This window comes from Schleiferilactobacillus harbinensis DSM 16991, from assembly GCF_000425885.1.
In the GTDB taxonomy this organism is placed as follows: Bacteria; Bacillota; Bacilli; order Lactobacillales; family Lactobacillaceae; genus Schleiferilactobacillus; species Schleiferilactobacillus harbinensis.
The window spans coordinates 26,999-39,912 of sequence record NZ_AUEH01000025.1; the positions used below are offsets into that span (position 1 = coordinate 26,999).

General features: G+C 50.5%; 13 protein-coding genes. 11 read left to right on the forward strand and 2 right to left on the reverse strand.

From position 1 onward, the window contains the following. Positions 1 to 83: 83 nt before the first annotated feature. Entirely contained in the window at positions 84 to 269 is a 186-nt protein-coding gene (gene rpmB, locus H627_RS0108805; protein ID WP_027828669.1) for a 50S ribosomal protein L28, read from the reverse strand. Between the two features lie 134 nt (positions 270 to 403). On the opposite strand from rpmB, the gene H627_RS0108810 reads away from it, so the two are divergent. From H627_RS0108810 to H627_RS0108860, 11 genes are all read left to right on the forward strand, one after another. After that, on the forward strand, positions 404 to 592 hold the full coding sequence (locus H627_RS0108810; protein ID WP_027828670.1) for a hypothetical protein: 189 nt from the start codon (positions 404 to 406) through the stop codon (positions 590 to 592). Positions 593 to 780: 188 nt separating this feature from the next. Beyond that, the gene (locus H627_RS0108815) at positions 781 to 1,149 is read left to right on the forward strand and encodes an Asp23/Gls24 family envelope stress response protein (RefSeq protein ID WP_027828671.1); all 369 of its coding nucleotides are present in this window, start codon (positions 781 to 783) and stop codon (positions 1,147 to 1,149) included. Between the two features lie 32 nt (positions 1,150 to 1,181). Beyond that, complete coding sequence (gene fakA / locus H627_RS0108820) at positions 1,182 to 2,852, forward strand: DAK2 domain-containing protein (RefSeq protein WP_027828672.1); 1,671 nt, start codon at positions 1,182 to 1,184, stop codon at positions 2,850 to 2,852. A 79-nt stretch (positions 2,853 to 2,931) separates the two neighbouring features. Beyond that, positions 2,932 to 4,971: an ATP-dependent DNA helicase RecG gene (gene recG / locus H627_RS0108825; protein WP_027828673.1), complete on the forward strand. Its 2,040-nt coding sequence runs from the start codon at positions 2,932 to 2,934 to the stop codon at positions 4,969 to 4,971. A gap of 20 nt (positions 4,972 to 4,991) precedes the next feature. Next, positions 4,992 to 6,032 carry a phosphate acyltransferase PlsX gene (plsX, locus tag H627_RS0108830; RefSeq protein WP_027828674.1) on the forward strand — a complete coding sequence of 347 codons (1,041 nt, stop codon included), beginning with the start codon at positions 4,992 to 4,994 and terminating at the stop codon, positions 6,030 to 6,032. Next, positions 6,032 to 6,274, forward strand: a complete 243-nt coding sequence (gene acpP / locus H627_RS0108835; RefSeq protein WP_027828675.1) for an acyl carrier protein — start codon at positions 6,032 to 6,034, stop codon at positions 6,272 to 6,274. Before plsX ends, acpP begins: the two co-directional genes overlap by 1 nt. 176 nt (positions 6,275 to 6,450) lie before the next feature. After that, the gene (locus H627_RS17630) at positions 6,451 to 7,497 is read left to right on the forward strand and encodes an ABC transporter ATP-binding protein (protein ID WP_035440450.1); all 1,047 of its coding nucleotides are present in this window, start codon (positions 6,451 to 6,453) and stop codon (positions 7,495 to 7,497) included. A 5-nt stretch (positions 7,498 to 7,502) separates the two neighbouring features. Continuing rightward, a complete protein-coding gene (locus H627_RS0108845) occupies positions 7,503 to 8,465 on the forward strand; it encodes an ATP-binding cassette domain-containing protein (RefSeq protein WP_027828676.1) in 963 nt (320 codons plus the stop codon). Between the two features lie 3 nt (positions 8,466 to 8,468). Next, positions 8,469 to 9,428, forward strand: coding sequence for an oligopeptide ABC transporter permease (opp4B, locus tag H627_RS0108850; protein WP_027828677.1), 960 nt, complete (start codon positions 8,469 to 8,471; stop codon positions 9,426 to 9,428). Between the two features lie 11 nt (positions 9,429 to 9,439). Then, positions 9,440 to 10,360 carry an ABC transporter permease gene (locus H627_RS0108855; protein WP_027828678.1) on the forward strand — a complete coding sequence of 307 codons (921 nt, stop codon included), beginning with the start codon at positions 9,440 to 9,442 and terminating at the stop codon, positions 10,358 to 10,360. 170 nt (positions 10,361 to 10,530) lie between these two features. Then, positions 10,531 to 12,306: an oligopeptide ABC transporter substrate-binding protein gene (locus H627_RS0108860; protein ID WP_027828679.1), complete on the forward strand. Its 1,776-nt coding sequence runs from the start codon at positions 10,531 to 10,533 to the stop codon at positions 12,304 to 12,306. 347 nt (positions 12,307 to 12,653) lie between these two features. Here the strand turns inward: H627_RS0108860 and H627_RS0108870 are convergent. Next, a partial coding sequence (locus H627_RS0108870; RefSeq protein WP_027828680.1) for an IS66 family transposase occupies positions 12,654 to 12,914 on the reverse strand: 261 nt, incomplete at its 5' end.

Below are 12,914 nucleotides of genomic sequence, written 5' to 3' on the forward strand. Positions count from 1 at the left end.
AAAAATCCCAGCCGATCAGCAACTGCTGAAAAGCTGGGATTTTAATCGATTGTGGTGTTCGCGAACACAATAATCTAACAGAACTAAACGCGAGTAACCTTACCGGACTTCAATGCCCGTGCAGATACCCAGACACGCTTCGGCTTGCCGTCAACTAGAATACGGACCTTATGCAGGTTCGGCTTCCAGGAACGACGAGCGGAGTTCAGCGCGTGGGACCGCTTGTTACCAAATTCTGTCTTGCGGCCTGTAATAAAATCCTTTGCCAAAACGATTCCCTCCTTTAACGCCCAATGGGCCAAAATTACTTATCTAAGTTACCATACGCCCCCCACCAATGCAAGTGCCTTTCAAGTATTTTCCCTTGACAGGTGTAAGATAATAACAGAAAGAGGGTATTAACTTGGCCGCATTATTCATTTGGGCAACCCTCATCACCAGTGCCCTCATCGCCGGTCGTCCCAACCACTATCGCACTTTGGCCAGCACCTTCTTCATCCTTGCCTTGCTGGCGTATTTGCATATCATGAACCACCTGTCGCTGCTTGATTGGCTCCTGTGGCTTTTCACTATTCTGCCATCGTGTTACTGATGATTCAACATTGGTTCACAGATAAACGGAATAATAGGGATAACAGGTAAGGACGATTTTTCTCAAGTTATAGGGAGCCATGTCGTGCCGCCATCGGAGCAGGCACCTTTCTGCCGGCCTCGACAACCACCAAAACCCCCATCTGTGGTATGATTGTTAAAGAAATATTGAGTAAAGGAGGCCCCCACATGGCCGTCAAAATTGAGACCAAATACGGCACCATCGCCATCGCTAACACCGTCATCGCCACCGTCGTCGGCGGCGGCGCCACCGATGTCTACGGCATCGTCGGCATGGCATCCAAACAAATCTTCCGGGACAACTTTAATGAGATCCTGAACCGAGACAACTATTCCCGCGGCGTGGTCGTCCGCCAAGACGATGACGGTGTCACCGTCGACGTCTTCATCATCGTCGGGTATGGCTTAAAAATTTCCGAAGTTTGCCGCAACGTCCAAGATAAAGTAAAATACAATCTCGAATCGATGTTGGGGATCACTGCCCAAGCAGTGAATGTAATCGTCCAGGGCGTCCGCGTCCTGGGGGACGACGCTTAAATAAAACCCGTGTCTTCGAGGAGGAATACGCAGTGGCAGTAACAGAAATCACCGTGGACAAGCTGACCGATATGGTACGGGTCGCCGCCCACCGGCTGAGTAAAAACGTAGAATTTGTCAATTCATTGAATGTTTTCCCCGTACCTGACGGGGATACCGGCACCAACATGAGCCTAACGCTGGCCAGCGGTGTGAAAAACGTCAACAATGCCAACGCCGCAACCGTCGGCGACATGACGAAGGCCTTGGCCAAGGGCACCCTCATGGGCGCTCGGGGCAATTCCGGGGTCATTTCGTCCCAGCTCTTCCGCGGCTTTGCGAAAGCAACGGAAGGCAAAAAAGTGCTGACCGCCCAAGATCTGGCCGACGCATTGACCGGCGGGGTACAGACGGCTTACAAGGCGGTCATGAAGCCTGTGGAAGGGACCATTCTCACCGTCGCCCGCGAAGCCGCCAAGGCAGGTAATAAGGCGGCTCAAAACAATGACGACGCCACCGTTGTCATGCAGGCGGTCGTCACCGGCGCCAAGCGCGCCCTGGCCGCGACTCCGAGTCTGCTGCCGATTTTGAAAGAAGTCGGCGTCGTCGATTCCGGCGGCCAGGGACTCGTCTTCATTTACGAAGGCTTCCTGGAAGCTTTGGACGGTCACGTGTCCAGTGATGAATACGTGCCGGACGATGAAGAAATGGACGAAATGGTCAACGCAGTCCACCATCAGGCGATTCAGGGCCAATTAGCCACGTCTGACATCAAGTATGGCTACTGTACTGAAATGATGGTGGAACTCAATCAGCACCCGGAAAAGGGCCATGAGTTCGATTACGATACATTCCGCAACTACTTGAACGACTTGGGCGATTCATTGCTGGTCGTGGCCGATGACGAAGTGGTCAAAGTCCACGTCCACACCGAACACCCGGGCAAAGTTTATCGCTACGGCGCCCAGTTCGGCACCTTGGATAAGATCAAGATCGACAACATGCGGGCCCAGCACGACGATATCGTGGAACGCCAGGCGAAAGAAGCCGAAAAGCCCCAGGCTGCTGCGAAGTTCGGCGTCGTCGCCGTCGCTTCCGGGCACGGCGTCGCTGAATTGTATCGCTCTCTGGGCGTTACGGAGATCCTCGAAGGCGGGCAGACCATGAATCCGTCCACCGAAGACATTCTCGCCGCCATCAAGCGGGCCAACGCCAAGAACGTGATCGTTCTGCCGAACAACGGCAACATCTTCTTAGCGGCTAAGCAAGCTGCGGAAAACGCCAAGAATCACGTTCAGGTCGTCCCGACCAAGAGCATTCAGCAGGGGATGACGGCGATGCTGTCGTTCAATCCGGATGAAACATTGACCACCAATGTATCAGAAATGACGGATTCCTTGGATACCGTTGCCAGCGGTGAACTGACCATCGCGACTCGGGACACGTCGATCAACGGCATGACCATCAAGAAAGATGATTTCATCGGTATCGTCGATGGGGACATTGTGGTCAATGGCACAGATCGCGTTGAGGTGATGACTGAGATGATCACCAAGATGCTCAGTGAGGACAGTGAGATCATCACGATCCTCTACGGCACCGACGGCACGAAGGAAGAAGCCCAGCAAGTCGCTGACGCTGTCACCGCCGAGAATGACGATCTGGAAGTCGAGATCCACGAAGGCGACCAGCCAGTTTATGCGTATTTGGTTTCCGTTGAATAACTGTTTTTCCTTGGCCTGACGAGAACCGACTCTTGGTTTTCGCCGGGCTTTTTTTGCAAGGATAGAAAGGAGGCCGCGCGTGGCCAGTTTGGCAGATCCAGTGACCGCCCTCAGCGGAGTGGGCGAGAAGCGAGCCAGTGCCCTGCACCAGCTCGGTATCGACACGGTGGGCGACTTACTGTTCTATTTTCCGTTCCGTTATGAAGATATCCGCACCCGTTCCTGGCAAGAATTGGGCGACGGGGAGAAAGTCACCCTGAAAGGCACCGTCATTGCGCCGCCGGTCGTCTCCCGCTTCGGACGCAACCGTAACCGGCTCAATATTCGCCTGCTGGTGGAAGATTTGCCGATTGTGGTGACATTTTTTAACCAGCCCTGGCTGAAGGACAAAATCGTTGAAAACAGCGAAGCGGCCGTTTTCGGTATCTGGAATGCAAAACGGCACAGCCTGACCGGGCAGCGCTTGATTGCCCAGGCCGAAGCCGGTGATGCCGGGATGAGCCCCATCTACTCGGTGAATAAGCATATTCGCCAGCGGACGCTGGTGGATCTGATCCACCAAGCGTATGAGAAATATCAGCCGCTGCTCACTGATGTGGTGCCTGAACCGCTGCGCCAGCACTATAAGCTGGAACCAACGGCCCAGATCGTTCACGATATGCATTTTCCCAAGAACAGTGAGGATGCCCGCTCTGCTCGACGCTCGGCGGCCTTTCGGGAGCTTTTTCTCTTTGAATGCCGCATGCAATCGCTGCGGGCGGAAAATAACAAACATGACGCGGGGCTAGTGCTGAATTACGATCTCACTGCCATGCGCGAGTTTATCCAGACCCTGCCCTTTGAATTGACCAATGCCCAGAAACGGGTGGTCAACGAGATCGTCGCCGACATGAAGCGGCCGCGGCACATGAACCGGCTGCTCCAGGGGGACGTGGGCAGCGGGAAAACGATCGTGGCGGTGCTGGCTATTTTCGCCGCTGTCACTGCCGGCTATCAGGCCGCCCTGATGGTGCCAACCGAAATTCTGGCAGAGCAACATTACCAAAAAATTGCCCGGCTCCTCGCCCCCATGCACGTCTCGGTGGGCCTGCTCACCGGTTCTTTGGCCGGTACTGCTCGGGCTAAAACCCTGCACGATATCGCCACCGGCCGCCTGAATGTGATCATCGGGACCCATGCGTTGATTCAAGATGCGGTAAAATTTGCTAAACTAGGGTTGGCCGTGATTGATGAGCAGCACCGATTCGGGGTAAATCAGCGCCGGGAATTGCAGCGCAAGGGGCTGTCCCCGGATGTCTTGATGATGACGGCGACCCCGATCCCCCGGACCCTGGCGATCACGACTTACGGTGAGATGGACGTTTCCACCATTGACGAACTGCCGGCCGGCCGGCATCCGATTGAAACGGCTTGGCTGAAAAGCAACCAAACCGGACCAGTCTATGCCCGCTTGCGGGCGGAGCTGGCCGCCGGCGCTCAGGCCTACGTTGTCACGCCGCTCATTGCAGAATCTGAAGCGATCGATCTGCGCAACGCTGAAGATCTCTATGAGCGAATGACCAAGGCGCTGCCCCAGTACCATGTAGCGCTGCTCCATGGTCAGCTGAAGAACCAGGATAAAAATGCGATCATGACGGCCTTCAGCCACAATGAGATCCAGGTCCTGGTGGCCACCACTGTGGTCGAAGTCGGCATGGACGTGCCCAACGCCAACCTGATGATCATCTTCGACGCAGATCGTTTCGGGCTCTCCCAACTGCACCAGCTGCGCGGCCGGGTGGGGCGCGGCGGGCGGCAGGCGTTTTGTTACCTGATCGCCGATCCAAAGAACCAGGTGGCTATTTCCCGGATGGAAGCAATGGTCAAAACGACCAACGGCTTTGTTCTGGCGGAGAAGGACTTGCAGTTGCGCGGTCCCGGGGACGTCTTCGGAGATGAGCAGTCCGGCTTGCCCCATTTCAACATCGCCGACCCGGTCGGGGATTCAGCGATGCTGGAAGTGGCCCATGCCACCGCGGGCCAGATCTTCAAAGAAGACCCAGCCTTGCACGCCCCGGACCATCAGGGAATCGCCGCCTATCTGGCGGAACTGAAGCGCCGGAATCAATATTTCGATTAATTATTGGAGGAAATCACTGAATGAAAACAATCGCTGTGGATGCCATGGGCGGGGATAATGCCCCGCAGGCGATCGTCGCTGGTATCGAACAGGCGCGGGATGACTTCGCGGACCTGCAATTCCAGTTATACGGCAATGAGGCTCAACTCAAGGAATTGGTAAAAAATACGGAGCGGATCACCATCGTGCCGACGACGGAAGTCGTCACCGGCGAGGATGAACCGACCCGGGCGATTCGCCGGAAAAAGGATTCGAGCCTGGTCCGTGCGGCCCTCGCCGTTAAGAACGGCGACGCCGATGCCTTTTATTCCGCGGGTAATACCGGGGCCGTTTTGACCGCCGGTGTATTGCTGGTCGGCCGAATCAAGGGCATTGAACGGCCGGGACTGATCACCATTTTCCCGACGGTGAATAAGGATCAGCATTTCTTAATGCTCGATGTCGGGGCCAATGCGGAAAGCAAACCCAGCTATCTGCACCAATTCGCACTGATGGGCCAGTTTTATGCCCATGACGTGCTGGGGCTGGAACAGCCCCGGGTCGGGCTGCTGAACAATGGCACCGAGGCCGACAAGGGCGACAGCCTGCACAAGACGGTCCACGAGCTGCTGGCCAACGATCCGGATATCAACTTCGTCGGCAACGTTGAGGCGTCTAATTTGTTCAACGCCCCGGCCGACGTCGTCGTCACCGACGGCTTCACCGGCAATGCGACGCTGAAAGCGATGGAAGGGACCGCTGGCACTGTGATGCACCTATTGAAGCAGAATCTGCTGAACAACGGCTTGCTGCCGAAACTCGGTGCCGCGATGGCTAAGCCGGCCTTCAAGGCCTTGGCCGAGATGTTTGACGCCGACCGGGCCGGCGGAGCCGTACTGATTGGCGTCAAAGCCCCCGTCGTTAAGAGTCATGGCAACTCCGACGACCACACCGTGTATTTCGTACAAAAGCAGTTGCGGGCGATGCTGAACGCTGGCACGGTGCAAAATGTGATCCAATATTTCTCGACCCATCCCGCAGAACCCGCGGCCTCAGAAGCCGTCAAGGAGGAAACCAAGTAATGTCAGAACAAGAGATTTTTGATAAGATTCAAGCTTTAATTGCCGATCGCTTTGAAATTGACCCGGCTAAGATTACGAACGCCACCAACTTCAAACAAGATTTATCAGCCGATTCCTTAGACTTGGTGGAATTCGTCCTGACTTTGGAGGATACCTTTGGCGGTGAGATCTCTGACGAAGACGCGGACAAGCTGAATACTGTGGGCGATGTAGTGCAGTATATCGCTGCACAACAGAAGTAAGCGGTCATCATTGTTCATTTATGGCGAATCAGTGTCCAAAAAATGATTTTTCAAAGCACAGTGTCTTGCAATAGAGTCGGTCTACCGATATAATTGAAGCATTGTAAACCATTCTCATGGCTTTCTCATCATCGCTGATGACCGCTATGCGAGCGTTACTGTTAGGAGGAATGGATTTGGATACATCCGACGAATTATTACTTGATATCCAACATCTGCATACAGCTTTTCGGGTTCACGATCATTTCTATGATGCCGTTGATGACATTTCATTGACTTTGCATAAGAACGAGATTCTGGCATTAGTTGGTGAATCCGGTTCAGGGAAGAGCACCTTAGCGACCAGTATTATTGGCCTGCACAATCCGCGAAACACTAAAGTGACCGGCGATATTATGTACAATGAACTGAATCTGGTTGGCTTGAACGAGGCACTATTCAACCGGATTCGGGGTAATGATATTGGCATGATCTTTCAGGACCCGTTATCAGCGTTAAATCCATTGATGCGGATTGGTGAACAGATTGCGGAGTCATTGGTGTACCATACAAAACTCAATGAAAAAGAACGGGAAGCTCGCGTGCTTCAGCTGTTGGAACAAGTCGGCATTCCCGATCCGCCGTTAACTGCCCACCAATATCCTCACGAGTTATCCGGCGGGATGCGTCAGCGGGTCATGATTGCCATTGCCATAGCCTGCAAGCCGCCAATTATTATTGCGGATGAGCCGACAACGGCCCTGGATGTCACGATTCAAGCCCAGATTTTGGATCTATTGGAAGACATCCAAAAGGAAATTGGTTCTGGCATTCTTCTCATTACCCATGATTTAGGCGTCGTAGCGGAAACGGCGGATACTGTTGCCGTCATGTATTCTGGTCAAATTGTTGAGCAGGGTAGTGTGTATCAGGTCTTTGAACACCCGTTACATCCGTATACCCGGTCGCTGTTACGGTCCATGCCCCAAGCAGATTCAGACGACGAGGAATTGCACGTGATTCAAGGTACCGTTCCATCTCTCGTGAACATGCAACGGACAGGCGACCGCTTTGCGCCGCGGATCCCCTGGATGCCGGCATCTTCCCATGAGGAACACCCCGTTTTGCACGAAGTTGAACCCGGTCATCTTGTACGCTGTACCTGCTACAAAACATTCTATTTCCCAGATGAAAAAGAAGCTGCTGCAGCCGGTGCACCTCAAAATGCTAATGAAGGAGAGTAGCGTGTATGTCATTAATTGAGATCAAAGACCTCAACATCCATTATCCGATCCGCTCCGGCTTCTTCAACCGAATCACGGATTATGTTTATGCCGTTGATGGAATCAACTTCGATATCGAAGAAGGCGAGACATATGGCCTGATTGGTGAATCCGGATCCGGCAAGTCGACGACTGGTAAGGCCATTGTTGGGCTAGAAAAAGTTACTTCGGGTCAAATCTTGTATAACGGTCAAGACGTGACTAACCGGCATGAGCGTAAGAAAATCAAGTATAACAAAGATGTCCAGATGATTTTTCAAGATTCAATGTCAAGTCTTAATCCGCGGAAACGGATCGAGGATATCATTGCCGAACCAATTCGCAACTTTGAAAGTATGACCGATACCGAAGAACGAGATCGGGTCAAGGAATTGCTGGATATCGTCGGCATGCCGTCCGATTCAATCTACAAGTATCCCCATGAATTCTCAGGTGGTCAGCGGCAACGGATCGGGGTCGCTCGGGCAGTGGCAACACATCCGAAGCTGATCGTAGCGGACGAGCCTGTTTCAGCCTTGGATTTATCCGTTCAAGCTCAAGTGTTGAACTTTATGAAGCAAATTCAGAAGGAATTCAACATTTCTTACCTATTCATTTCTCATGATCTGGGCGTGGTTAAACACATGTGTCGGAACTTAGCCATTATGCACCGCGGTCGGTTGGTAGAAGTTGGTACGCGGGAGGACATTTATAATAATCCGCAGCATATCTATACCAAGCGTTTACTGGCGGCAATTCCTAAAGTCAATCCATCCGGCCGAGAAGCCGATAAGGCGCATCGGCGTGAAGTGGAGAGGGAATTCCAAGACCACCAAGATAAATGGTACGACAAAGATGGCAAGGTCTTTCCACTGCAGCAGATTACCGCGACCCATTCCGTGGCTTTACCCCCGGATGAGGTAACGCAGATCAAGTCGGAGGTGGGTTAGCACATGTGGAAGACAATCTTGCGGCGGGTTATTTTGATGATCCCGCAAATCATTATCTTAAGTTTGTTCATTTTCTTGTTAGCTAAAATGATGCCTGGGGATCCGTTTACTGGTCTGATCACGCCGAATACGTCGCCAAGCCAAATTGCCAAGTTGCGGCAAGAGGCCGGACTGAATAATCCATGGTACGTACAGTATGTTTCTTGGGTTGGCAGAGCGTTTCATGGCGATTTTGGGATGTCTTATGCGATGCAGCGGCCAGTAACGGAGATTATTGGTGAACGGGCAGTCAACACTCTTTATCTGGCAATCCTCTCCGTGATTATTACTTACGTCATCGCTATTCCGTTTGGCGTTTGGGCCGGCCGTTATGAGGGAACATGGATCGATACGTCCATTCAATTTTACAATTTCATTTCAATGTCCACGCCCTCTTTCGTCGTTTATTTACTGGCTATTGCTGCCTTTGGGTTTGGACTTAAATGGTTCCCCACAAGTGGATCCGTGTCAGTTAGTGCAAGCGGCTTTTTCGGCATAATTGCCAGTCGAATATACCACATCATTCTTCCGTCAATATTAATCGGAATATTGACTAATGCTAGTACTGTGCAATATTTGCGGTCAGGAATTGTAGACAATAAACTCGAAGATTACGTCAAAACAGCGCGTTCAAAAGGTGTACCGGAACGGGTAGTTTTCAATAGACATATTCTGCGTAACTCGCTGTTACCAATTGCGGCTTTCTTCGGTAACGTAATTACCGGTCTGCTGGGCGGGGCCATCTTTGCTGAGACTATTTTCTCCTATCCAGGGATGGGCAAGCTATTCATTGATTCAGTGAATGGTCGTGACTATTCAGTAATGACTGCGCTCGTTCTGCTCTATGGTATCTTGACGTTGTTGGGCAACTTGCTCTCAGATATTATCATGAGTATTGTTGATCCCCGAATTCGTATTGACTAGGAGGAATAGAAATGGCGGATACGAAAAAAAAGCAACAGACCGACGCCAAGGGGAATCCTATTGTTTCAGCACCCCCTAGTGGTTTACGGGTTATCTTGCGTGAATTTACCCATGACAAAGCCGCGATGGCTGCCTTTATCATCATGATGGTGATCATCCTTGGCGCAGTAATTGGCAGTTTCTTTGTACCCTCATCCCGGTATACAGATGTGAACATTTTGCAGCAATGGGCTAAGCCGGGAACAAATGGTTATCTTCTTGGCGGTGATGATGGTGGTCGTGACGTATTGTCATCACTGATCGTGGGGATGCGTAATTCAATTGCCATTGGCTGGTGTGTTGCGATTTTGATTGAAATTATTGGCATCACCGTTGGTTTACTGTCAGGTTATTTTGGCGGTTGGGTCGACAATATACTGATGCGAATTACCGACTTCTTCATGATTTTGCCCGCATTGATGATCCAGATCGTGGTCATTACTATTGTGTCGCGGTTCAATATTTGGGTGTTGATCATCATGATTACTGCTCTCGGTTGGATGTCCACTGCCCGACTTTACCGTGCTGCTGTGTTGAGTCAGGCTAAGCGTGATTATGTGCTGGCGTCAAAAACATCAGGGTCCAATAGTTTCAGAATCATGTTTCTGGAAGTTCTACCCAACATCAGTTCACTCTTGCTTGTCGATACAACTCTGAGTTTTGCTACCAGTGTCGGCATCGAGACAGGGTTAACCTACCTTGGCTTTGGCCTGCCAGACACAACACCAAGTATCGGCCGACTGATTTCTTATGCTTCTGATCCTGTGTCCATGCAACAGTACCCATGGAGCTGGCTCCCGGCGACACTGATGCTGATTGTATTGTCACTTTCAGTAAACTATGTCGGTAAAGCATTGCAAAGAGCCGCGGATTCTCGGCAGCGTTTAGGTTAGTCTTTCCACAGCGCCATTGATTGCTTCAAAAATTAATTATTGGGTGTTGTAAATGAGAGATTGCCATGCTATTATGAAACCAACGTTGATATTCCGCTGAGGTTACGGATGTTAAACGGGATTCTGTTAAATGCCATTTCTTTTATGGAATGGCCGAGGAGGAAATATAGATGAAGAAAGCAACAATCGCTGGGCTGGTGACGTTGGCTTCTGTTCTCGCTGTTACGTTAACAGCTTGTGGCAACAGTAGTTCAAGCTCCAGCTCAAGCAGCAGCAGTTCAACGTCAACTAAGAAGTTGTCATTCCCCGATACAGTGAAGAATGATAAGACGGCAATTAGTGGCGGCTCCTTGACTATGGGACTAATCACAGATACGCCATTTAAGGGTATTTTTAACGAGGAACTGTCCGACGATAACAATGATTCGACTGTTATGCAATTTGGTTCTGAAAGCTTGTTCAAGACAGACAGCGACTACAAGTTTGTTGATGGCGGTGCTGCAAATCTGAAGCTGGACCAAAAGGCAAAGACAGCCACCATCACGATCAATCCCAACGTCAAGTGGTCTGATGGTCAGCCTTTGACTGCTGACGACATCGTTTATGCCTACAAGATTATTGCGAACCCAGCGACTAAGTCATCCCGTTATACTGACAGTTTGGCTAACATTGTTGGGATGGCCGAATACAATGCTGGTAAGGCTAACGAAATCTCCGGTATTCAAACTCCGGATGGTGGTACTGGTAAAACTGTAATTCTCCACTTCAAGCAGATGAAGCCGGGCATGATTAAGTCTGGGAACGGTTATATTTGGGAAAGTGCAGCGCCGTATCACTATCTTAAGGATGTACCATTCAAGAGCTTAGTCTCTTCGGACAAGATTCGTAAGACACCACTGTTCTTTGGCCCCTATCAGTTGAGCAAATTGGTTGCAGGTCAGTCTGCAGTTTGGGTACCGAACAAGTACTATTATGGTGCTAAGCCTAAGCTTTCTAAGATTACTATTTCAACTGTTACGCCAAGCACAGCCGCACAGGCAATCAAGTCGAAATCCTATGATATTTTAGGCGTTCAGAACGCTCAATATGCAAGTGTTAAGAACACCAAGGGCGTTCAATTCATTGGTCAGATTCCTTTATCATACAGCTACCTTGGATTCAAGGTTGGTAAGTTTGAAAAGGGTAAGAACGTTGAGGATCCTAATGCAAAAATGAACAATGTTAAACTTCGTCAAGCCATTGCCTATGCAATGAATATTGACCAAGTACAACAGAAGTTCACTGGCGGTTTGACTTTCCGCATCCCAACATTGATTCCGGCACAATTTGGCGACTACTTTGATAAATCTGCTAAGGGCTTCCCGTATAACATTGCTAAGGCCAACAAGTTGTTAGATGAAGCTGGTTATAAGAAGGGGAAAGATGGTTACCGGACTGATCCTAAGGGTAAGAAGTTAACAATTCACTTGGCTATGATGTCTGGTAACGTTAACGCTGCAGCTATTTCTAAGAACTATATCCAACAGTGGAAATCCATTGGTTTACGGGTAGAGTTAACTTCCGGCAAGTTGCTTGAATTCAACTCCTTCTATGACAAGGTTCAAAATGACTCTAAGGACATTGACATGTTCATGGGTGCTTGGAGCTTAAGTTCTGAGCCTTCTCCTAACGATTTGTATTCAGCCGGTGCACCGTTCAACTTCACTCGGATGAATACCACCGAACAAAGCAAGCTGCTGGCCGATATCGATTCTGCGGCTTCGTTCAACGAACAACATCGTATTGCTGCCTTCAAGAAATGGCAAGAATACATGAACAAGGAAGCTTACGTAGTACCGATGACGAACAGTTGGAGCGTTACTGCGGTTAATGACCGTGTTAAGGGTTACACTCTCAAAGTCGGTGGTCCTAACGTTTGGGCTGACGTTGCTGTAACTTCTAAGTAATCTGTCTTTTAATCACTGATTAGCACGTGTCTCATATGAGGCATGTGCTTTTTTGTTGCCACAATCTGAGCAAAGTGCGTAAGCGGTCGTTAAACGGTAAGCGGTCGTTAAACGGGTATATGGTTCGCGCCGTAGCCTCCTTGTATGCTTGAGTCATCAAGTACACAAGGAGGCTTTTTATGGTTCAAATTAAAGATATTGTGCCGGTTCAAATGACAGATCGGACACCCAGCACTGGTGGGAAGCCCCAGATAGCTGCTCGAATGTAAGCGGTCGTTGAAATAGGTGTGAAGACAAAAATGGTGCAATCCTCTATCATGAAGATTGCACCATTGCTTTACCCGCTGTTATTCGTGACAGAACGCCTGCACCTTCGGCGCCCACGGCAAATAGTCCTGCAAGGCGACCATGTCGCCGGGAGCCGGCAAATTAGGCACTGTGTCGAATAGATAGTTGAAATATTTACTCGGATCGAGGTGATTAGCCCGTGCTGTCGTGAGCAGACTAAGAATGACCCCCGCAGCCGTCGCGCCGCGTTTGCTCTGCGAAAACAGCCAATTTTTACGACCGATGACCAGTTCTTTGACGGCGCGTTCGGCCCGGTTGTT

Bases quoted from the DNA above. Each gene is read 5' to 3' on its own strand.
- H627_RS0108860 (WP_027828679.1), top strand. From the start codon at position 10,531: ATGAAGAAAGCAACAATCGCTGGGCTGGTGACGTTGGCTTCTGTTCTC.
- acpP (WP_027828675.1), top strand. From the start codon at position 6,032: ATGTCAGAACAAGAGATTTTTGATAAGATTCAAGCTTTAATTGCCGAT.
- H627_RS0108845 (WP_027828676.1), top strand. From the start codon at position 7,503: ATGTCATTAATTGAGATCAAAGACCTCAACATCCATTATCCGATCCGC.
- plsX (WP_027828674.1), top strand. From the start codon at position 4,992: ATGAAAACAATCGCTGTGGATGCCATGGGCGGGGATAATGCCCCGCAG.
- H627_RS0108815 (WP_027828671.1), top strand. From the start codon at position 781: ATGGCCGTCAAAATTGAGACCAAATACGGCACCATCGCCATCGCTAAC.
- opp4B (WP_027828677.1), top strand. From the start codon at position 8,469: ATGTGGAAGACAATCTTGCGGCGGGTTATTTTGATGATCCCGCAAATC.
- H627_RS0108855 (WP_027828678.1), top strand. From the start codon at position 9,440: ATGGCGGATACGAAAAAAAAGCAACAGACCGACGCCAAGGGGAATCCT.